Source organism: Mycobacterium noviomagense (genome assembly GCF_010731635.1).
Taxonomy (GTDB): domain Bacteria; phylum Actinomycetota; class Actinomycetes; order Mycobacteriales; family Mycobacteriaceae; genus Mycobacterium; species Mycobacterium noviomagense.
This window is the reverse complement of sequence record NZ_AP022583.1, coordinates 723,174-744,274: the sequence shown is the minus strand read 5'-3', so window position 1 is coordinate 744,274 and position 21,101 is coordinate 723,174. Positions and strand designations below refer to the sequence as shown.

At 66.4% G+C, this 21,101-nt stretch carries 21 protein-coding genes; 11 read left to right on the top strand and 10 right to left on the bottom strand.

Annotation, left to right across the window (positions count from 1 at the left end; translation table 11 throughout):
- Positions 1 to 123 precede the first annotated feature (123 nt).
- The 4 genes from G6N15_RS03260 (at position 124) to G6N15_RS03245 (ending at position 4,761) form a co-directional block, all read left to right on the top strand.
- Positions 124 to 1,200: a beta-propeller fold lactonase family protein gene (locus tag G6N15_RS03260; RefSeq protein WP_139798026.1), complete on the top strand. Its 1,077-nt coding sequence runs from the start codon at positions 124 to 126 to the stop codon at positions 1,198 to 1,200.
- 116 nt (positions 1,201 to 1,316) lie between these two features.
- Complete coding sequence (locus G6N15_RS03255; protein WP_083089790.1) at positions 1,317 to 2,948, top strand: long-chain fatty acid--CoA ligase; 1,632 nt, start codon at positions 1,317 to 1,319, stop codon at positions 2,946 to 2,948.
- Between the two features lie 83 nt (positions 2,949 to 3,031).
- A complete protein-coding gene (locus G6N15_RS03250) occupies positions 3,032 to 3,901 on the top strand; it encodes a class II glutamine amidotransferase (protein WP_083089791.1) in 870 nt (289 codons plus the stop codon).
- Positions 3,902 to 3,903: 2 nt separating this feature from the next.
- Positions 3,904 to 4,761, top strand: coding sequence for a patatin-like phospholipase family protein (locus G6N15_RS03245; protein ID WP_083089792.1), 858 nt, complete (start codon positions 3,904 to 3,906; stop codon positions 4,759 to 4,761).
- Here G6N15_RS03245 and G6N15_RS03240 read toward each other — a convergent pair.
- The 3 genes from G6N15_RS03240 to lpqV all read right to left on the bottom strand — a co-directional run bounded on the left by G6N15_RS03240 (position 4,758) and on the right by lpqV (position 7,814).
- Positions 4,758 to 6,188 carry a CocE/NonD family hydrolase gene (locus tag G6N15_RS03240; RefSeq protein ID WP_083089793.1) on the bottom strand — a complete coding sequence of 477 codons (1,431 nt, stop codon included), beginning with the start codon at positions 6,186 to 6,188 and terminating at the stop codon, positions 4,758 to 4,760. The two genes, G6N15_RS03245 and G6N15_RS03240, sit on opposite strands and share 4 nt — an antisense overlap.
- Positions 6,189 to 6,194: 6 nt before the next feature.
- On the bottom strand, positions 6,195 to 7,268 hold the full coding sequence (locus tag G6N15_RS03235; RefSeq protein ID WP_083089803.1) for a patatin-like phospholipase family protein: 1,074 nt from the start codon (positions 7,266 to 7,268) through the stop codon (positions 6,195 to 6,197).
- Positions 7,269 to 7,367: 99 nt separating this feature from the next.
- Entirely contained in the window at positions 7,368 to 7,814 is a 447-nt protein-coding gene (gene lpqV / locus G6N15_RS03230; RefSeq protein WP_083089794.1) for a lipoprotein LpqV, read from the bottom strand.
- A gap of 113 nt (positions 7,815 to 7,927) precedes the next feature.
- On the opposite strand from lpqV, the gene G6N15_RS03225 reads away from it, so the two are divergent.
- Both G6N15_RS03225 and G6N15_RS03220 read left to right on the top strand, forming a co-directional pair.
- Positions 7,928 to 8,476: a cupin domain-containing protein gene (locus G6N15_RS03225; RefSeq protein ID WP_083089795.1), complete on the top strand. Its 549-nt coding sequence runs from the start codon at positions 7,928 to 7,930 to the stop codon at positions 8,474 to 8,476.
- Positions 8,473 to 8,859: a rhodanese-like domain-containing protein gene (locus tag G6N15_RS03220; protein ID WP_083089796.1), complete on the top strand. Its 387-nt coding sequence runs from the start codon at positions 8,473 to 8,475 to the stop codon at positions 8,857 to 8,859. Before G6N15_RS03225 ends, G6N15_RS03220 begins: the two co-directional genes overlap by 4 nt.
- Here G6N15_RS03220 and G6N15_RS03215 read toward each other — a convergent pair.
- Positions 8,846 to 9,625: an enoyl-CoA hydratase gene (locus G6N15_RS03215; RefSeq protein WP_083089797.1), complete on the bottom strand. Its 780-nt coding sequence runs from the start codon at positions 9,623 to 9,625 to the stop codon at positions 8,846 to 8,848. The genes G6N15_RS03220 and G6N15_RS03215 overlap by 14 nt on opposite strands.
- Positions 9,626 to 9,636: 11 nt before the next feature.
- Complete coding sequence (locus tag G6N15_RS03210) at positions 9,637 to 10,674, bottom strand: enoyl-CoA hydratase/isomerase family protein (protein WP_083089798.1); 1,038 nt, start codon at positions 10,672 to 10,674, stop codon at positions 9,637 to 9,639.
- Positions 10,675 to 10,873: 199 nt separating this feature from the next.
- Here G6N15_RS03210 and G6N15_RS03205 point away from each other — a divergent pair, with 199 nt between their 5' ends.
- Entirely contained in the window at positions 10,874 to 11,725 is an 852-nt protein-coding gene (locus G6N15_RS03205) for a Bax inhibitor-1/YccA family protein (protein ID WP_083089804.1), read from the top strand.
- Between the two features lie 185 nt (positions 11,726 to 11,910).
- Here the strand turns inward: G6N15_RS03205 and G6N15_RS03200 are convergent, their stop codons facing one another.
- Positions 11,911 to 13,128 (bottom strand): acetyl-CoA C-acetyltransferase, encoded by a 1,218-nt coding sequence (locus G6N15_RS03200; RefSeq protein WP_083089799.1) that lies wholly within the window; start codon positions 13,126 to 13,128, stop codon positions 11,911 to 11,913.
- A 120-nt stretch (positions 13,129 to 13,248) separates the two neighbouring features.
- Positions 13,249 to 14,226 carry an SGNH/GDSL hydrolase family protein gene (locus G6N15_RS03195; protein ID WP_275998470.1) on the bottom strand — a complete coding sequence of 326 codons (978 nt, stop codon included), beginning with the start codon at positions 14,224 to 14,226 and terminating at the stop codon, positions 13,249 to 13,251.
- A gap of 243 nt (positions 14,227 to 14,469) precedes the next feature.
- Here G6N15_RS03195 and G6N15_RS03190 point away from each other — a divergent pair, with 243 nt between their 5' ends.
- The 4 genes from G6N15_RS03190 (at position 14,470) to G6N15_RS03175 (ending at position 19,065) form a co-directional block, all read left to right on the top strand.
- A complete protein-coding gene (locus G6N15_RS03190) occupies positions 14,470 to 15,540 on the top strand; it encodes an alpha/beta hydrolase (RefSeq protein WP_083089800.1) in 1,071 nt (356 codons plus the stop codon).
- A 76-nt stretch (positions 15,541 to 15,616) separates the two neighbouring features.
- Complete coding sequence (locus tag G6N15_RS03185) at positions 15,617 to 17,011, top strand: cystathionine beta-synthase (protein ID WP_083089801.1); 1,395 nt, start codon at positions 15,617 to 15,619, stop codon at positions 17,009 to 17,011.
- 176 nt (positions 17,012 to 17,187) lie between these two features.
- On the top strand, positions 17,188 to 17,829 hold the full coding sequence (locus tag G6N15_RS03180; RefSeq protein WP_163747915.1) for an RDD family protein: 642 nt from the start codon (positions 17,188 to 17,190) through the stop codon (positions 17,827 to 17,829).
- Between the two features lie 54 nt (positions 17,830 to 17,883).
- Positions 17,884 to 19,065, top strand: coding sequence for a cystathionine gamma-synthase (locus G6N15_RS03175; protein ID WP_083089532.1), 1,182 nt, complete (start codon positions 17,884 to 17,886; stop codon positions 19,063 to 19,065).
- 70 nt (positions 19,066 to 19,135) lie between these two features.
- On the opposite strand, the gene G6N15_RS03170 is transcribed toward G6N15_RS03175, so the two are convergent.
- The 3 genes from G6N15_RS03170 to G6N15_RS03160 form a co-directional block, all read right to left on the bottom strand.
- Complete coding sequence (locus G6N15_RS03170; RefSeq protein ID WP_083089534.1) at positions 19,136 to 19,798, bottom strand: GOLPH3/VPS74 family protein; 663 nt, start codon at positions 19,796 to 19,798, stop codon at positions 19,136 to 19,138.
- Between the two features lie 47 nt (positions 19,799 to 19,845).
- Positions 19,846 to 20,340, bottom strand: coding sequence for a transcription elongation factor GreA (gene greA, locus G6N15_RS03165; protein ID WP_083089594.1), 495 nt, complete (start codon positions 20,338 to 20,340; stop codon positions 19,846 to 19,848).
- A 242-nt stretch (positions 20,341 to 20,582) separates the two neighbouring features.
- Entirely contained in the window at positions 20,583 to 21,017 is a 435-nt protein-coding gene (locus tag G6N15_RS03160; protein WP_083089535.1) for a DUF4307 domain-containing protein, read from the bottom strand.
- Positions 21,018 to 21,101 lie beyond the last annotated feature (84 nt).

The following is a 21,101-nucleotide window of genomic DNA, read 5'->3' as shown; positions in this document are numbered from 1 at the left end:
GTGCCGAAATCGTGCTTAAGCAGGACCTATTCCGGTCGTCTTGCTGCGGTGACCATTGTCGCGCGGCGTCAAAGCGCGACAAGTACAGCAAAGGCTGGTGTCAATGTGAGCAATGTGGATTATGTGAAAAGCAAGTCAGGCGATAACCCGTCATTCGCCGATGTCCCGACGGCGATGACTTTTTCGGTCGTGGCCGGAATGGCGCTGCATCGTGGGCCCATCAGTGGCATTGACGCCAGCCCTGACGGTGGTCGGCTGCTACTGAGCAACTACGGCGACGACAGTGTGTCGGTTATCCGCACCGGCAGCTGGGCCGAAGTCAACGCAGTCGCCGGGATCAACGAACCCTTCGCCATCGCCATCAGCGGTGCTGACCCCGGCCACGCATACGTCAACGCAGTGTCGCCGGCCTACGACGGCATCGCGGTCATCGACCTGGAAAGCAACAGCGTCGTCGCATCCCATCCCGTGGATCTCACTGTGACCGACTTGGCGGTGAGTCCCGACGGCAGACACGTGTACGTCAGCCGCGTCGCAGCGACGGGCGCCGACGTCGCCGTCCTCGAAACGGCGACCGGCCGGGTCGAGCCGATCGACATCGCCGCCTCAGCCGGCAGCAGCACAGAGTGCGTGCGCGTGACGCCCGACGGCCGGCGTCTCTACGTCGCCGTCCAGCGGCCGTCTGGCGGCGAAGTCGTCGCGATCGACACGCACCTTCGGCGTGTCATCGACACCGTCGACATCGGTTGGGCCATCCGCGATGTCGCGATAAGCCCAGACGGCCGAACCGCCTATGTCGTCAGCAACGGCGCGGACTTCGGGGTGGTCGTCGACGTGATCGACACTCATACCAACAAAGTCACTGTCACGCGCAAGCTGAGCGAGACCGGGGGACTGGTCACCCAGCTGAAGCTCAGCGGCGACGGCGACCGCGCCTACCTGGTCGGCGATGACCGCGTCGCCGTGATGTGCACCTCGACCTATGACGTCATCGGCGCCGTCACCGTGGGCGGCCAGCCGTCATGCGTCGCGGAAAGCCCCGACGGGAAGTACCTCTACGTCGCCGACTATTCCGGCGCGGTCACGGTCATCTCGATTGCCTCGCCGACCGCATCGCTGACCGAAACAGAGGGCGAGCACACCGCGCCGCTCGAGCAGCGCACACGCGAATTCCCGCAGCTCGAACCCGCGTTGACCTAGTTCGAAGTGGTTCACCTGCGCTTCTCGCGGGAACCACTCACAACGGGCCGTCTCGGCGCTAGCATTCGCGCGATGCGAACATGAAGCGACGCTGGGAACGATAACGGGGGCCGTCGATGCAGAGCACAATGCAGAACTTCCCGTTGACCATCACCGCCATCCTGCGGCACGCCTCCGGCGTTCACGGTGCGCGCAAAGTCACCACCGCCACCGGCGACGGCTACCGGCAGTGCACCTACCGCGAACTCGGCCAGCACGCGGCCCGGTTGGCGAACGCGCTGCGCCGTCTTGGCATCACCGGAGACCACCGCGTCGCGACGTTCATGTGGAACAACGCCGAACACCTGACGACCTACGTGGCAGTGCCGGCGATGGGTGCGGTGTTGCATACCCTCAACATCCGGCTCTTCCCCGACCAAGTCGTCTATATCGCCAACGAAGCCGAAGACCAAGTCGTTGTGGTCGACATGTCGCTGACCCAATTGCTGGCGCCGATGCTGCCCCGCCTGGAGACCGTGCACAGTGTGATCGCGGTCGGAGAGGGGGACATCGCGCCGCTGGAACAGGCCGGCAAGACCGTGCTGCGCTACCACGAGCTCATCGCCGGCGAGTCCACCGAGTTCGACTGGCCCGACATCGACGAGAACTCCGCTGCTGCGATGTGCTACACCAGCGGCACCACAGGCAATCCCAAAGGCGTTGTCTACAGCCATCGTTCGAGCTTCTTGCACACCATGGCGGCGTGCACTGCCAACGGAATCGGTGTCGGGTCCAGCGATTGCGTGCTACCGGTTGTGCCGATGTTTCACGCCAATGCCTGGGGCCTGCCGTATGCGGCGCTGATGGCCGGTGCGGATCTGGTGCTGCCCGACCGGCATTTGGACGCCAGGTCGCTGATCGACATGATCGAGAAGCTGCGGCCCACCGTCGCCGGAGCGGTCCCGACCATCTGGAACGACGTCCTGCACTACATGGATAAGAATCCCGACCACGACCTGTCGTCGTTGCGGCTAGTAGCCTGCGGCGGCTCGGCCGTCCCGCTTTCGTTGATCCGGACCTTCGAGGAAAAGCACGGCGTCCAGATCCGCCAGCTGTGGGGCATGACCGAAACATCGCCGATGGCGACCATGGCGTGGCCGCCGCCGGGGACCCCGGACGAGCAGCACTGGTCGCTACGCGCCACGCAGGGCCAGCCCGTATGCGGGGTGGAGGCCCGCATCGTCGACGACGACGACAACGTGCTGCCCAACGACGGCGAAGCCGTCGGCGAATTGGAAGTTCGCGGTGCGTGGATCACCGGCTCCTACTACCGCGGGCATGACCCGTCGAAGTTCGCCTCCGGCTGGCTGCGCACCGGCGATGTGGGCCGTATCGACGAGCGCGGCTTCATCACGCTGACCGACCGCGCCAAGGACGTCATCAAGTCCGGTGGGGAATGGATCTCGTCGGTCGAGCTGGAGAACTACTTGATCGCCCATCCCGACGTGGTGGAGGCCGCGGTCGTCGGTGTGCCCGACGAGCGCTGGCAGGAGCGGCCGCTGGCCGTGGTGGTCCTCAAGGAAGGTGCTGCGACGGATGCCGCCGGGCTGCGAAAGTTCTTGGCGGACAAGGTAGTTCGATGGTGGTTGCCGGAACGGTGGACGTTCGTCGACCAGATTCCGCGCACCAGTGTCGGCAAGTACGACAAGAAGGCGATCCGGGCCAACCACGCCGAGAACTCGTATCAGATCATCGAGTTGCGAGACTAGGGCCAGCAGGGACGGAAGCACCCGATTCGTACCGAAACGGGTGCTTACCCGTCTTCTCGTAGGCAGTCGCTACGGTCGACACCATGTGTCGACTGTTTGCATTGCACGCCGGGACCAACGTCGTGACCGCCACCTTCTGGCTGCTCGACGCCCCCGACAACCTGGACGCTCAGAGCCGGCGGAACCCAGACGGCACCGGGTTGGGTGTCTTCGACGGCCGGGGCTGCCCGGAACTGCGCAAGCAGCCGATCGCGGCTTGGCAGGACCGTGATTTCGCCACCGAAGCCCATGACATGACCGGCACCACCTTCGTCGCACATGTGCGATATGCAACGACGGGCGCACACGACGTGGTCAACACCCATCCGTTTTTGCAGGACGAGCGCATCTTCGCCCACAACGGTGTGGTCGAGGGCCTCGATGTGCTCGACGAGCGGCTCCGCGAGCTCGGCACCGCCGACCTGGTGTTGGGCCAAACCGATTCCGAGCGCGTCTTTGCGTTGATCACCGCGTCGATACGTGCCCGTGGCGGCGACGTGCCGGCCGGTCTGGTCGACGCCATGCAATGGCTGGCGGCCAACGTGCCGATCTATGCGGTCAACGTCCTGCTGAGCACGGCCACCGACGTCTGGGCGCTGCGCTATCCGGAGCCCAACGAGCTGTATATGCTGGACCGCCGCGAATGCCCGCCAGCGGCACGTTTCCACTTGCGCACCAACAGGATTCGTGCGCAGTCCGAACAGCTGGACACCTGTTCGTCGGTGGTGTTCGCCAGCGAACCCATGGACGACGACCCGCGGTGGCGTCTGATCGCGCCGGGCGAACTGGTGCACGTCGACGCTGCCCTGAAGGTCAGCTGCGACGTGGTGCTGCCCGACCCGCCCCGCCACCAGCTGAGCCACGATGATTTGAGCTCGGCGGCTCAGGCGGCGCAGCACACGTCGGCGCGCTAACCGTGTCAGCCAAACGTGCACTGGTCCTCGCAGGCGGGGGAGTCGCAGGGATTGCTTGGGAGACAGGGGTTCTGCGGGGAATCTCCGATGAGTCGCCGGACACGGCGCGAATGCTGCTGGATTCTCACGTACTGGTCGGGACATCGGCCGGCTCAGCGGTCGCGGTGCAGATCAGCAGCGGGCTGGCCCTCGACGAGTTGTACGCGCGGCAAGTCACCGCCACGTCGGCCGAAATAGATCCTGGTGTCGGCATTGACACCATCACCGAGCATTTCCTGACCGCCGTGACCCAGCCGGGCACGACGCGTCAGAAGCTGCAACGGATCGGGGCGATCGCTGCGGCGACCAAAACCGTTCCCGAGCCGGTTCGCCGTGAGGTGATCGCCCACCGCCTGCCGTCACATGACTGGCCGGACCGCGTCTTGCGGGTCACCGCGGTCGACATCGCCAGCGGTGAACGTGTCGTCTTGGACCATGAATCCGGGGTGAGTCTGGTCGACGCAGTGGCTGCCAGCTGCGCGGTACCCGGAGCGTGGCCGCCGGTGACGATCGGAGACCGGCGCTACATGGACGGCGGGGTCGGCAGCAGCGTCAATCTCGACGTCGCGGACGACTGCGACGTGGCTGTGGTGCTGGTGCCTTCCGGTGCGTCGGCACCGTCGCCGTTCGGCGCTGGACCGGCTGCCGAGGTCGCAGCATTCCGTGGCGCGGCGTTCGGGGTGTTCGCCGACGACGACTCGCTGGCCGCGTTCGGGCCCAACGCGCTGGATCCACGGTGCCGGGAAGCGTCGGCGAAAGCCGGTCGGGCGCAGGGTCGCCGAGAGGCGGCCGCCGTCGCCGCATTTCTGGACAGCGTCTAGCGGATCACCGGGATCAGCAGCCGCGCATCCCGGTCCGGTCCCCAATGCAGCGTGCAGTTGTCGCGGGGCCCGCGCTCGTATGCGGCGGGGAACTGGCCGGTGAGCGGGTTGCGTGGCCACAGCCAGCGCCCGGCGACGACCAGCCGAAGTTGTTCGCCGGCCCGAAACAGCGTCGACGATGGCCCGAGCGCAATGTCGACCCCGACAACCTGACCCGGCCGCAACGGGTTCCGCGCATCCAGCCTCGGTACCGGCTCGAACGGCCGGGAAAGCTTCTGGTCGAGCGCCCGCATCGAGGCCTTCAGCCACCCGCAGGTGACCCGATCGCGCCCGAACCCATACGAGCCCTCGAACGGAACGAACTCGCCTCCACGCCACTTTTCGACACCGACGAACAGGTTCACGTCGTCGCCGTGGTGAACCTCCACGAACAGCCGCAGCGCCATCGGCCCGGTGATCTCCGTGTCCTCCGGCAGCGTCCAACCGAAAGACGTTCCGTTCCAACGGGTGTGGAATGTGGTGGAGCCGTGTTGCTCCGCGGGTGTGCTGCCCAGGCCGGCACTGCCGAGATGCAGTGCCGTCCACTGTGTGGACTCCAGCGGCCAGCTGTTTTCGGCTCGCACCTCGACAACACGGTCGCGATCCTCGCGCACCTCCAACCGGACCCGCGGCATCGGTGCTTCGGTGGCGCCTCGCAGGTGCCGGTCGAAGAACGCCAGTTGCGCCTGCAGCGCCGCTGCGGAGTAGAACGTTGCCCACTTGCCGCCACGGTGGGTATGCAGATGCCGATCCGGCGAGCTGATCTGCTCGAAGCCGCGCACCGATCCGCGGCTGTGCAGATTGTCCGCCTTCCACTGCGAGATCGCCAGGTAGGAAACACCGATCATGCCGACCGCACCATCGCTCCACGACTGCGTCGCCGCCCACTCGATGAGGTCGTAGACGTCCTCACCTTCTTGGTCGGACAGCAATGCCCCCACACCGTCGGAGCGTCCGGCCCCGCGCAGATCGCAATTCAGCACGGCGAAACCCTGCGCCGTCCACCACGCGGGATCGGGTGCCTCCCAACTGGTCAGCGTCGAGAACCGCACCGGTGAGGGTTGCCGCAGCACCCGGTATTGAATGGGCACCGAATAGCCGCGTCTGCGCTTTCGGGGAAGGTTGTCCTTGCCGTACGGATGGGCGCACACCAGCACCGGGAAGGGGCCTTCGCCAATCGGCAGGTAAACATTGGCGCGCAGCACGGTCCCGTCGCGGGTCGTCACCGCCACATCACCGCGCACCACGACGGTGTCGGGTTGCGGAGCGTAAACCTCGACGGGCGAACGCCAGAACCCGCGCAGTCGCGTCAACGCGTACCTGAGCGCGCCGGGCCGTTTCCATGGTCGGTCGGCGGCCACGGCGTCCGGAGCAGCGCGTCGAACCATGCTTGGTCAGCTTTCGATTGCCGGCGGTGCAGCTTCGTCGGCGTCGGTGTTCAGGCTGTCCAGCGCACGGGTGGCCAGCGTGCGGCCGACGTCGATCACCTCGGCTGCACGGTGAAAGTCCAGACTGCGGCACACCGATCTGGGCACCTCGATCAGCAGATCGGGCGGATAGGCAGCGATTGTGTGCCGCGCCAGCGCGGCCTGGGCAATATCGATGGTCCGGTTCATCACTTCAAAACTGCCCAGCTTGGGCACTTCGAGCGGCTCGTCGGCGTCGGGCAGCTCGGACTCGTCGTCGGGTTCGGGAATGGCGGCGCCGAACCGGCTGAGCACCGCCCGCGCCGTCGGCCGGTCCAACAACGACCGGGCAGCATTGGTGTCGAACAACGCCGAGGTGCTGCGCACCATGCGGTTCAGCCACTCGGTCGTGGCGCGCGGCTCCGACTCGCGGCTGCCGCCGGTTTCGCTGCCGCTCAGGCTGACTGCGATGGTCAGGTCTGCGTTGACTGCCGAGATCGGCGCCATCGGCAGCGGGTCGAGGATCCCACCGTCGGCCAAGAGCCGCCCGTCGGACACGTGCGGTGCGATCACGCCCGGTATCGCGATGGAGCCACGGATGGCCTCGTCGACCGGGCCGCGCTGCATCCACACGGATTTGCCGGCCAGCAGATCGGTGGCCACTGCGGTGTAGGGAATGGGAAGTTCCTCGATGGTGACGTCGCCAAGGATGTCGCGCACCGCGTCGAGAATCTTTTCGGCCCGAAGTACTCCGGCTGAGGTAAGCGACGGATCCAGCAGACGCAGGATGGCGCGTTGCGTCAGTGACCTTGCCCAATCAGCGAATTCGTGCAGCTTTCCCGCCGCCTGTAGGCCACCGACGAGCGCGCCCATCGACGAACCGGCGATCCCGACGATTTGATACCCGCGCTCCTGCAGCTCGTTGATCACCCCGATGTGGGCGTATCCGCGGGCGCCGCCGCTGCCCAGCGCCAGCGCCACGCGCGGACGCGATGAATTGCTCACCCGAAGCGCAGCAGGCTGCGATGCGCCGAGCGAACGCACCGGATCAGCTACAGCCATCAGTTCATTCTGCGCGCCGCCGCTTGTTCTTTGGCCCGTCTCGCTCACGGGGCGTGCATTTCTTTCACGCCTGATTCGAATTGCGGCGCGGGCGGTGTGCTAGCCGCACTGGTCGTCGGCAGCCGCTTGTACCGCGACGATCACCGCAGCTTGCTGCCCCGGCGTCAGCTGCGCCCACGGCCTGTTGAATGTGCCCTTGCCGGGTTTGGCGTTCGGCGCTTGGACGGTCGCCAGATACGGCTCGATCAGAGCATGGCGGTCGCTGCCGCGGCCGGCCATCCACTCCTGAGCAGCGCGGCAGGCCAGGCCATATTCGTCCTGGGACGAGTCCGCGGGCACGTCGACCTTGGTCGTGACCCCGCCCGGCGAGACGCCGATGGCGCCCGGCGGTGGCGGGCTCGTCGCCGGTAAAGGCGCCAACGTCGTCGGCGCAGAAGACGGAGCAGCCGTGCCGCCGTGATCTGCTGACGAGCAGCTTGCGGTCACCGGCAATCCCGCCGCGAACACCGTGGCCCACACCAGCGGGCGATATCGACACCAGCGCACGCAGCCAATCTATGCAACACTGGCTGCCGTGATGGAGCGCGCCACAGTTCTGGAGTGTTGTCGGCCCTGACGCATCGCCGACCCCAGATCCGTCCATCCCTTCCGGAGTTCTCATGGTTCTCGCCAGCCCTCTCGCGCTGCGGACATCCACCATCCCGTCGGTTTCCGGGCCCACCCGGCTGCGGGTGCCCGACCTGTTGCATGCCACCGACCAGGCCGCCGACGAGGTGCTCAGCGGGCACTACGACCACCTGCTGCCGCCCGACGGTGTGCCGGCCAACGACCGCTGGTTCAGCCGCATCCACGGCGACGACGAGATCGACATCTGGCTGATCAGCTGGGCGCCCGGGCACTCCACCGAGCTGCACGACCACGGCGGATCACTCGGGGCGTTGACGTTGCTGTCCGGGGCCCTCGACGAATTCCGCTGGGAGGAAGAGCAATTGCGTTGCCGACGGCTTGAGGCCGGCGACCAGGCCGGGTTTCCGTTGGGCTGGGTGCACGACGTGGTGTGGGCTCCGCCACCCGCGGACGCACCGGCGGGGCCGACGCTGAGCGTGCATGCGTACTCGCCGCCGCTGACGGCGATGTCGTATTACGAAGTCACCGACCGCAACACGCTGCGCCGCCGGCGCACTGAATTGACCGACCAGGTGCCATGACCAGCCGCATCGACCGGATGCTGGGTGTCGCGCGGGCCCGGTTGTGCCGGCTCACCGCCGAGCAGGTGCCCGATGCGCTGCGACGGGGCGCGGTGCTCGTCGACATCCGTCCGCACGCCCAGCGTGCTGCCGAAGGCGAGGTGCCGGGCGCGCTGGTGATCGAACGCAACGTGCTCGAATGGCGATGCGACCCAACCAGCGACGCCCGGCTGCCCCAAGCCGTCGACGACGACGTCGAGTGGGTGATCGTCTGCTCGGAGGGCTACACGTCCAGCCTGGCGGCGGCCGCCCTGCAGGATCTCGGGCTGCACAAGGCAACCGACGTCGTCGGCGGATATCACGCGTTGGTGTTCGCGGGCGTGGTGGCCTCTACCGGTGCGTGAAGTTCGGCGGGCGTTTCTCGATGAACGCCGCCATGCCTTCCGACTGGTCGTCGGTGGCGAAAGCCGAATGAAATAGCCGACGTTCGTAGAGAAGCCCTTCGGCCAGGGTGGATTCGAACGCGCGGTTGACGGCTTCCTTGGCCATCCGGGTCGCTGACAGCGACATTCCAGCGATGGTGCTGGCCACAGCTTTAGCCTCGGTGAGCAGGTCGTCGGCGGGGACCACGCGTGAGACGAGGCCGCTGCGCTCGGCTTCGGCGGCGTCGATGGTGCGCCCGGTCAGGATGAGATCCATAGCCTTGGCCTTGCCGATGGCCCGCGTCAGCCGCTGCGAGCCGCCCATGCCGGGCAATACGCCGAGTTTGATCTCCGGCTGGCCGAATTTCGCTGTGTCGGCCGCAATCAGCACGTCGCACATCATCGCCAGCTCGCACCCGCCGCCGAGCGCGTGCCCGGCCACTGCGGCGATCGTCGGGGTACGTACCGCGGCCAGCTTCGACCAGGGAGCGAAATAGTCGGCGCTGAAGACGTCGGCGAACGTCAGGTTGGCCATTTCCTTGATGTCCGCACCGGCGGCGAACGCTTTTGCCGAACCGGTGATGATGATCGCGCCGATACCTCGGTTGCTATCGAATTCTGTTGCAGCGCTTGTGACTTCGTTCATCATCTGGCTGTTGAGCGCGTTGAGCGCCTGCGGCCGGTTCAGCGTGATGGTGCCGACGCGTCCGTCGCGTTCGACCAGGATGGTTTCCCATTTGTCGATCATCTGCCGCCTTTCTAGAACTTCAGGTCGTCGTCGACGGGCACGAAATACGCGTCAACATCGGCCGCGCTGACCTCGGCAAGCGACGCCGGCGACCACTTCGGATTGCGGTCCTTGTCCACCAGCTGGGCGCGGATACCTTCGACCAGGTCGTGTGAGCGCAGGGCGGCGCATGACACCCGGTAGTCCTGGGTCAGGACGTCTTCCAGCGTGTCGAGCTTGGCGGCGCGGCGCACCGCCTCGAGTGTCACCGACAACGCGATGGGCGAGCGGGTGCCGATCAGGTTGGCCGCGTCGTTTGCCGAAGCGGAGTCATGACCGCGCAGCGCGGCGACGATGTCGGCAACAGTGTCGCCCGCGTAACACTCGTCGATCCAATCCCGTTGGGCCACAAGGCTGCTGGCGGGCGGTTCGACGGCGTGGTCGGCGAGCGCGCGGTCGACGTTGTCGGTGATGATCGCCTGTGTGAATGCTTGCATCTGGTCGTGCGGCACGTAGTGGTCGGCGAATCCCATTGCAATGGCGTCGGCGCCGGAGAACGGCGCCCCGGTCAGTGCCGCGTGCAGGCCCAGCGACCCAGGAGCCCGCGAGAGCAGATACGTACCGCCGACGTCGGGGATGAACCCGATGCCCACCTCGGGCATCGCCATCTTCGTCGTATCGGTCACCAGCCGGGTGTTGGCATGCGCGCCGACACCCACACCGCCGCCCATCACAATGCCATCCATCAACGACACGTACGGTTTGGGAAACCTGGCGATTTGCGCGTCGAGCAGGTATTCGTCGCGCCAGAAGCGCCGCGCCGCAACACCGTCCGCGCGTGCGCTGTGGTAGATCGCCACGACGTCGCCGCCGGCGCACAGTCCGCGGTCGCCGGCCCCGTCGAGAACCACCGCGTGCACGGCGTCGTCGTGTTCCCATTCGGTGAGAACTGCGCTGAGCGCGTTGACCATGTTCTGGGTCAGCGAGTTGATCGCCTTGGGGCGGTTGAGTGTCACAACGGCGACGCCATCATCGATGCGGGTCAGGACCTCGTCCGATTCGCCCGTCACGCGCCCGGTCTCCTTCCGTCGGATGCACGCCAAGACTGATCAGCAATCTAGATCGTTGCCCCAGGCGGGGCGCCCGCGGGTAAGGTTTAGCTGGAGAGCGGCTTCAAGACGTTTTCGGGCCGGGAACCCGGCCGAGCCGTTGATCGTTGACCAGGTGTTCGCACAGCTCGAAGCCACAGCTCAAGGAGAGGATCCGACGGTGCGGGAAACTAGCAACCCGGTATTTCGTTCGCTGCCCAAGCAGCGCGGCGGATACGCGCAGTTCGGTACTGGCGCTGCCGGTGCCGCGACCCAGTATGGGTACCAGACGGACCCTTACGTGGCTCCGTACGACCGGCGGACCGGCGTTTCGCGCCCGCTGACCATTGACGATGTCGTCACCAAGACCGGTTTCACGCTGGCATTGCTGTCGGCGGTCGCGGTGGTGTCCTACTTCCTGGTGGCGGGCCACCTAGCCCTGGCCATGCCGTTTACCTTCGTCGGCGCGTTCGGCGGGCTGGCCTTGGTGCTGATCGCCACCTTCGCCCGCAAGCAGGACAGCCCGGCGCTGGTGTTGACCTACGCCGCGCTGGAGGGCCTGTTCCTCGGCGCCTTCTCGTTCGTCTTGGCCCACTTCGCCGTGTCGTCCACCAACGCCGGAGTGCTGATCGGGCAGGCGATCCTGGGCACCCTTGGGGTGTTCGCTGGCATGCTCGTCGTCTACAAAACCGGCGCCATTCGTGTTACGCCGAAGTTCACCCGCATGGTCGTCGCCGGGTTGTTCGGCGTGCTGGCCCTGATGATCGGCAACCTGGTCCTGGGCATGTTCGGTGTCGGCCACGGTGAGGGCCTGGGCCTGCGCAGCGGCGGGCCGTTGGCCATCATCTTCTCGCTGGTCTGCATTGGCATCGCGGCGTTCAGCTTCCTCATCGACTTCGACGCGGCCGACCAGATGGTGCGTGCCGGCGCGCCGGAGAAGGCGGCGTGGGGCATTGCTCTGGGCCTGACCGTCACGCTGGTCTGGCTGTACATCGAAATTCTGCGGCTGCTCAGTTACCTGCAGAACGATTAGCTTTGGCGACGAAAAGCCGGCATGCGCACAGCGTGTGCCGGCTTTTCATTGCGCCGTGTCTGCGGGGAACCGCGCCGAGTCTGCGGTGACTCCGTCGAGTCTGCGGTGACAGCCCGGTCCCGGCCCGCAGCAGCGCCGTAGACGCAGAACCGATGTCAACGATGCAGACTCGACGCGGTGGGCGGTTACGAGAGCCGCTCGACGATCATCGCCATGCCCTGGCCGCCGCCGACGCACATGGTTTCCAGGCCGAACGTCTGGTCGTAGGTCTGCAGGTTGTTGAGCAGCGTTGCGGTGATGCGTGCGCCGGTCATGCCGAAGGGATGGCCCAGCGCGATCGCCCCGCCGGACACGTTGACCTTGTCCTCGTCGATACCCAGCTCGCGAGCCGATCCGAGTACCTGCACGGCGAAAGCTTCGTTGATCTCGACCAGGTCGATGTCGCGGATCGACATGCCGGCGTTGGCCAGCGCTTTCTTGGTCGCTTCGATCGGGCCCAAGCCCATGATCTCGGGTGACAGCGCCGACACACCGGTGGCCACGATGCGCGCCAGCGGCGTCAGGCCCAGCTCCTTGGCCTTGGTGTCGCTGCTGATGATTACCGCGGCGGCGCCGTCGTTCAGCGGGCAGGCATTACCCGCGGTGATGGTGCCGTTGGGCCGGAACACCGGCTTGAGCTGGCTGACCTTCTCATAGGTGGTGCCGGGTCGTGGTCCGTCGTCGACGCTGACCGTGGTGCCGTCCGGCAGCGTGACCGGCTCGATCTCACGTTCGAAGAATCCGCTCTTGATCGCCTCTTCCGCGCGGTTCTGGCTGCGCACACCCCAGTGGTCTTGGTCTTCGCGGCTGATCCCGGTCAGCAGCGCGACGTTTTCGGCGGTCTGACCCATCGCGATGTAGATGTCGGGCAGTGTGCCGTCGACGCGTGGGTCGTGCCATTCGTCGGCGCCCTCGGTCGCGGCGGCCGTGCGTTCCTGGGCTTCGGTGAAAATCGGGTTCTTGGTGTCCGGCCAGGAGTCGGAGGTGCCTTTGCCGAAGCGGGATACCGTCTCGACGCCGGCGGAGATGAACGCGTCGCCCTCGCCGGCCTTGATCGCGTGGAAGGCCATCCGGGTGGTCTGCAGCGACGACGAGCAGTACCGGTTGACGGTGGTGCCGGGCAGGAAGTCGTAGCCCAGCTGCACGGCGACCACGCGCGCGATGTTGAAGCCGGACTCACCGCCCGGCTGGCCGCAGCCCATCAGCAGGTCGTCGATCTGGTGCGGGTTGAGCTCGGGCACCTTGTCGAGCGCGGCGCGCACCATCTGCGCGGCGAGATCGTCGGGCCGCATGGTGACCAGGGATCCTTTGGCGGCGCGGCCGATCGGTGAGCGGGCGGTTGAGACGATGACAGCTTCCGGCACGATCGGCTCCCTCCATCGAATGTGGGTTAGACCGGACTATCCGGCTTGCGTTCTGGCCAGGCTGAATCGAATCTAGCGCGACGTCGACGCGGGCCGTGGACCGGGAGCGGTCCGCCCGCGCTAGCCGCCGGTGGGTACGACGACGGGTGCGGGCACCCCGGTCGTGGGCCGGCGCCACAGCCGGGACAAGATCCGCAGGCGGATGCGGCCCACGCCGGTTCTGGCGGCAGCGGACGTGGACGGCAGTTCAGCCGCTAACCCGCCGGTCGATTCGCCCAGCGCACTGCACAGTGCCGGCAACAGCTGATCGGACACCAGGGCATATCCGGCCGCTGACGGGTGGTAGCGGTCTTCGGAGAACAACAGGTCGGGCGACGTGCGGAAATGAGGCACCAGCAGATCCGCCAACGGCACCGGGACACCACCGGCTGCTCTAACCGCTGCGGCCTGGGCGCGAGCCAGCCGCAAACCCCGGGTGCGCGCCAGCCAGCGCAGCGGCTGCGGGATCGCCGTGATCACGCCGAAGTCGGGGCACGTCGCGACGACCACAACCGCGCCGCTGGCCCGCAAGCGCCAGACCGCCGCCCCCAACCGACGCGCCGAGGGCGCGATCCCGTTGAGGGCGGTCACGTCGTTGGCGCCGATCATGATCACTGCCACATCCGGCGGCGGTCCGGCCACGAACATCGCGTCGACCTGGCCGGACAGTCCTTTGGAGGTGGCGCCCACAATCGCTTTGGTGCTCAACCGGATTCGTTTGCCAGTTCGTTCAGCGAGCGCGCGGGCGAGCAGCACACCGGGGACTTCGTCGGCGCTGCGACAGCCGTATCCAGTTGCCGTCGAGTCCCCGAAGACCATCAGGTGCAGATCGAAAGGCACACCGCGATGCCACCGCTCCACCGGCCCGCCTCCGCGGGTGTAGACACCGTCGGCGCGTGGCGGGATGTCCCAAGCCTTGGGAATGACGCTGCGCGCCTGTTGCGCTTGGCCGATCAGCAGGTTACGTGCACCCAGGTAAGCCGTCCCCGTCGACGCCAGTGCACCCGCTGCGGCCAGCGCGATCAAAGATCGGCGTGGCGCGCGTATGTCCACGCCCATAGTTTAGGGCGGGCACTAGCCCGAATCCGGTAGCTGCGTCCCGGGGCGATCACAGGCCGGATCAAATCCGGTATCGAATCGGACTCTTTGATTGTTGAAGTTCTTGTCGGTGCCAAGCTAAGTTGACGAGGTTGGCTGGGTGCCTGGAGCGGGTATACCGAAATATGGAGATCGATGGACCGGTCGCTCCGCTACCTCGTCTACATGCTGTACCGCACTACAACGGCGTAGGAAGTGTTGAGCATGACCGCACCTAGCAAAATAGCGGGATCCCGCGACGACAGATCCGGCGTTGTCCTCCGCGAGACGTTTCGGTCCCCGCAGCTTCCGCGCCGCACTCCGATCAGCGACGGCGTCCCCGTCGAAGTTATCGAGACCGGCCCCAGCCTCCCTGCTCGAGTGCTTTATCTGGCATCGCGGCTGACGATCCGGCCCGCATTGGCATTCGGAAGTCGCATCCCGCATATGCCCTGGCCATTCGGTCTGATCGACTTCGCGTGCCGTGTACTGCTCCCGGCTCCCGGCACCGTTCGCACGACTGTCGAGTTGCCCCACGCGACTGCACAGCTGGTTCGTGCTCCGGGTGTGCTGCCCGCTGACGGCAAGCGTCGGGTCGTGCTCTACCTGCACGGCGGTGCCTTCCTGACCTGCGGGGCCAACTCGCACAGCAGGGTGGTCAACGCGCTGTCCCGATACGCGGACTCACCCGTCTTGGTGGTGAACTACCGGCTGATCCCCAAACACTCCGTGGGCATGGCCATCGACGACTGTCACGACGCCTACCGTTGGCTGCGGCTACGCGGCTATGACCCCGACCAGATCGTGCTGGCGGGCGATTCCGCCGGTGGCTACCTGGCGCTGGCACTTGCGCAGCGGCTGCAGGAGGCCGACGAGGAGCCGGCTGCGATGGTGGCGATCTCGCCGCTGCTGCAGCTGGCCAAGGAGGGTAAGCAGTCGCATCCCAATATCAATACCGATGCCATGTTCTCGGCGCGGGCCTTCGACGCGTTGGTGGCACTGGTCGCCGCTGCCGCCGCCAAGCACATCGTCGACGGTGAGCCGGAAGAGCTTTACGAGCCGCTGGACCACCTCCGGCCGGGACTGCCGCGCACCTTGATCCACGTGTCGGGTTCCGAGGTGTTGCTGCACGACGCGCGCTTGGCGGCCCGCAGGCTGGCTGCGGTCGGGGTGCCGGCCGAGGTGCGGATCTGGCCCGGCCAGATTCACGACTTCCAGCTTGCCGCCCCGGCGGTCCCCGAGGCCAAGCGCTCGCTGCGCCAGATCGGCGAGTACATCCGCGAAGCCACCGACTAGCCGACGGCGACGACGGGCGGCTCACCAGTTGAGGAGCCGAGCGGCGATCGCGCACCTAGCCTGAGACGATGAATGCATGCGGATCGCCCGGCACATCAGTGAACTCATCGGCAATACACCACTGGTTCGGCTGAACTCTGTGGTGCCGCCGGGGGTCGCCACTGTGGTGGCCAAGGTCGAGTACCTCAACCCGGGCGGGAGCGCCAAGGACCGGATCGCGGTCAAGATGATCGACGCCGCCGAGACCGCTGGTCAACTCCAACCGGGCGGCACCATTGTCGAACCGACATCAGGCAACACCGGGGTTGCGTTGGCCATGGTGGCCCAGCAGCGCGGATACAAGTGTGTGTTCGTCTGCCCCGACAAGGTCAGTGAGGACAAGCAGAACGTGCTGCGCGCCTACGGCGCAGACGTGGTGGTCTGCCCGACGGCGGTGCCGCCCGACCACCCGGATAGCTACTACAGCGTCTCCGACCGGCTGGCCTGCGAGATCGACGGTGCCTGGAAGCCGGATCAGTACGCGAATCCCGAAGGGCCGGCGAGCCACTACCAAACCACCGGACCGGAGATCTGGGCCGACACCGACGGCAAGGTCACTCATTTCGTTGCCGGGATCGGCACCGGCGGGACGATCAGCGGCGCCGGCCGTTACCTCAAGGACGTGTCCGGGGGAGCAGTGCGGGTGATCGGCGCCGACCCGGAAGGGTCGGTCTACTCGGGCGGCAGCGGACGGCCTTATCTGGTCGAGGGAGTGGGCGAGGACTTCTGGCCGGCGGCCTATGACCCGAGCGTCCCGGACGAAGTCATCGCGGTGTCGGACGCGGATTCGTTCGAGATGACCCGGCGGCTGGCTCGCGAGGAAGCCATGCTGGTCGGCGGGTCGTGCGGGATGGCGGTGGTGGCGGCGCTCAAAGTCGCGGAGGAGGCCGGCCCCGACGCGCTGATCGTGGTGCTGTTGCCCGACGGCGGCCGCGGTTACATGTCGAAGATCTTCAACGACGCGTGGATGTCCTCGTACGGCTTCCTGCGCAGCCGGCTGGACGGATCGGTGGAACAACCCACGGTCGGAGACGTTTTGCGCGGAAAGTCCGGCGCGCTGCCCGACTTGGTGCATACCCATCCGTCGGAGACCGTGCGCGACGCCATCGGGATTCTGCGCGAGTACGGGGTGTCCCAGATGCCGGTCGTCGGCGCCGAGCCGCCGGTGATGGCCGGCGAGGTGGCCGGGAGCGTGTCCGAACGCGAGCTGCTGTCAGCTGTTTTCGAAGGTCGCGCCAAGCTGGCCGACGCGGTGGGGCTGCATATGAGCCCGCCGCTACCCATGATCGGGGCGGGCGAGTTGGTCAGTGCCGCCGCCAAGGCGCTGCGAGACTGGGACGCGCTGATGGTGGTCGAAGACGGCAAGCCGGTGGGGGTCATCACCCGCCACGACTTGCTGGGCTTTCTGTCTGAGGGTCCAAGGCGCCGGTAGCGAGAGCACCCCGCCGGTAGCGAGAGCGCTGCCAAGCAAATTAATTGCACTACCAAATCAACGGGGCGGTTGGTCCGCTGCCGCCTCCAGGCTTCGGCGACGACATCTTTGGCTGGGCCGGTGGTCGGGTACCGTAAGGCCGCCTGCAGCTAGTTCCTCGTCCATGGAAGGCATCCATGACCGACCAATCCGCCTCACCTACCGCCGGGCCGGATCCCCAGCATCCGCCGCAGGGTGCGTACCCGCCACCGCCTCCGCCGCCAGCGGGCGGATATCCGCCGCCGCCCCCGTCGGCCGGCGGGTATGCACCGCCCCCGCCCGGCCCGGTTATCCGCGGGTTGCCGGCGCACGCCTACACGTCTTGGGTGACCCGAGTCCTGGCGTTCGTCGTCGACTACATCCCGTACGCGATCATCGTCGGTATCGGCTGGCTGGTGCTTGTCGGTACCGAACAGACGGCTTGCGTCACCAACATCTCCCGATACACGGTCGACCAGGTGTGTGCCAGCGGCTACTCCATGTTCGGCGTTACGACATTCTGGTTGGCGCACCTGGTGGGGCTTGGCTACGTCATCTGGAACTACGGCTACCGGCAGGGCACCACCGGCTCGAGCATCGGCAAGTCACTGATGAAGTTCAAGGTTGTCAGCGAAAACACCGGCCAGCCAATCGGATTCGGAATGTCGCTGGTCCGTCAACTCGCGCACTTCCTCGACGCGGTCATCTTTTGCATCGGCTATTTGTTTCCGCTGTGGGACGCCAAGCGGCAAACCTTTGCCGACAAGATCATGTCGACGGTTTGCCTGCCGGTCGAGTAGGTGCCCGTCTGGGTGTCAGCGGCGATTTTCCGGCCGTCGTTAGGCTGATCATCGATGAGCCAACAGCGCAAGACATCCGGCGCCGGCAACGAACGGCGGCTGCGGGGGCAGGCTACTAAGGCCATTCACGCCGGTTTCTCACCGGACCCCTCGACCGGCGCCGTCAACCCGCCAATCAACATGAGCAGCACGTTCGCTCAAGACGGCGTCGGCGGCCTGCGCGGCGGATTCGAATACTCGCGATCCGGCAACCCGACTCGGGCCGCGCTGGAAGCGGCCCTCGCCGCCGTCGAGGAGGGCAGGTACTGCCGCGCGTTCAGTTCCGGGATGGCAGCCACTGACTGTGCGCTGCGGGCGTTGCTGCGGCCGGGCGACCACGTCGTCATCCCCGATGATGCCTACGGCGGCACCTTCCGGCTGATCGACAAGGTGTTCACCGGTTGGGGTATCGACTACACGCCGGTGGCGCTCGGCGATCTCGACGCGGTGCGCGCCGCGATCACCTCGCAGACGCGGCTGATTTGGGTGGAAACGCCCACCAATCCGCTGCTTTCGATCGCCGATATCGCGGCGATCGCCGATATCGGTCAGAAGCACTCGGCAAAAGTTTTGGTTGACAACACGTTTGCCTCCCCGGCACTGCAGCAGCCGCTGACCCTGGGCGCCGACGTGGTGCTGCATTCGACGACCAAGTACATCGGCGGGCACTCCGATGTTGTGGGCGGCGCACTGGTCACCAACGACGAAGAGCTCAACGCGACGTTCGGCTTTCTGCAGAACGGGGCCGGCGCGGTGCCGGGCCCGTTCGACGTCTACCTGACATTGCGCGGGCTGAAGACGCTGGTACTGCGGATGCAGCGGCACAGCGAAAACGCCGCGGCGGTAGCCGAATTCCTTGCCGAGCATCCCGCCGTCGGCACCGTGCTGTATCCAGGCCTGCCGAGTCATCCCGGTCATGAGCTCGCTGCGCGACAGATGCGCGGTTTTGGCGGCATGGTCTCCGTGCGGATGCGCGGAGGCCGGCAAGCCGCGAAGGAGCTGTGCGCCAACACCTCCGTGTTCATCTTGGCCGAGTCGCTGGGCGGGGTGGAGTCGCTGATCGAGCATCCGGTGGCAATGACGCATGCCTCGACCGCCGGCTCGCAGTTGGAGGTTCCCGACGATCTGGTGCGGCTGTCGGTGGGCATCGAGGATGTCGCCGATTTGCTGGCCGACCTCGAGCAGGCCCTGGCCTAGCTGGCGAGCAGACGTAAAAGTCCTCAAAATCAGTCGTTCTGGGGTGCTTTTGCGTCTGCTCGGCGGCGAGTCACGTCAGTGCGTGACGGACGGCCGCGGTCGTCACCGCCAGGTTGACTTCGGGTAGCTCGGGCTCGGATTCATTCACCCAGCTGCCGCTGGCGATATCGCCGGCACGGTCGAGGACCCACTCCCAGCCGCGGTGGTCGAGGCTGTATATCGCTCCCAGCCCATTGACAGCGTGCAGCAGCGAGATGATCGTCGCCGTCGTGGGATCAGGACGCTGCTCATCGAACAGCGCCGCCGTCATCGCCGCCCGTACTTGCGACACCCGGCTGCGGTCCGTCAACTGCCAGCCGTCCACCGGTTTGGATCCATTGGAGTACAACCGGACCCGATGCACTTGACCGGTGCGTTCGAGCTGCGAGAGCAACGCGGTAGGAGTGTCGCGGCGCAGCTTGGCGATCGCCGCAGCGGGGCTCAGTGGACGGCGCAGCAACAGCTGCAACGCAGGCGCGACCGCCGGATCGCCCGGGTCGGGTCCGGTCAGGACCAGCAGGTGTCCCGCTTGAACCGGATCCCCGTCGACCGCCGGGCGGATCCGACATGCGTGCGCCAAATCCAGCAGAACGGCTGCGGCCAGCACGCGCCCAACCCGCGTGCGATCCAGCTCGGGCTGGCCCGACGCATTGTCGAGCAGCAGCAGCAACAGATCCTCGGCGATCTTCGCCATGAGCAGCGGGCCTACTACCGCCCGATTCCCCGACCCCCAGTTCTGCCCTAGGCGCGATATGGCTCCGCGCTGACCAATGTCACCTCGACGGTGTTGCCGTTAGGCACCTTGTAAGTACGGGTTTCGCCGACCTTGGCATTGATGAGCGCACCGCCCAGCGGTGAGTTCGGCGAGTACACCTCGAGCTTGCCGTCGTTGACGCCCTCCTGCCGAGTGGCGATCAGGAACGTTTCGGTGTCGGACTCGTCGCCGTTGTAGTAGACGGTCACCACCGAGCCGGGCAGCGCCACCCCGGACTGCGCGGGCGGTTCGCCGACCTTCGCGTTGTTGAGCAGGTCCTGCAACTGACGGATGCGCGCTTCTTGCTGACCCTGTTCCTCGCGGGCGGCGTGGTATCCGCCGTTCTCCCGCAGGTCACCCTCTTCCCGGCGGTCGTTGATTTCCGCGGCGATGACCGGACGGTTTGCGATCAGCTGGTCGAGCTCGGCCTTGAGTCGGTCATGTGACTCCTGGGTCAACCAGGTCACCTGAGTGTCCGTCATCTCGTCGCGCTCCTTGTATTCGTCGTTTCCACGGTATTCGCGTGGGCAGGCTTTCGGTTCGCTGCCGGCGTATGCGGTTTCGCTGCGCGTGCCGCCGCGCTGTGCCGCGTATGTCGCGCTAATGCAGCAATACACGGTCCCATCAGGAACCGTGTACCCAAATAGGGTACCACTGTGACGCGTGCCGCGACTCACGTTTCGCCGGTTGGCGGTTTTGCTCGGTTACGGCAACCGCGGTGTGGTCACGACGGCCGCATGTAGCTGGGCACGTCGGTGCCGCAGCCGTAGACGTCTCCCATCGTCGGCGGCTGGAAGGACTTCACGATCGTCGTCACCTGCACCGTAGGGCTGTCTGAGGGTGGGATGAGCACTTCCCGCCGGCCGGTCTCGCTGCCGTCTTTGGATCGCGCCCGCACGATGCAGTCGACCGGCCGCGACGGGTCGCGGCGCGTCACGCCGATCGTCACTGCCACGGTCTCGTCGTCGATCAGGCGGTAGCCGACCAGCATCCCGGTTACGTCGCTGGTGCCCAGCCGTTGGTAGCCGATGATCGCCACGACGACGCCGATCGCTACCGCGAGAACTGCCAGGGCGATGACGAGACCGCGGCGCGGCCAGCGGGGTGACCGAGGAGGCCCGTAGCGGGCCGGCGGGGGCTGTGCGGGCCGTTCGCTCATAGGCAGGCTTTTCCGAACCCGGTGGACAGGATGCAACGATTAGGACTGCAACTATAGGGGCACGCCCGGTGCAAGACGGACAGA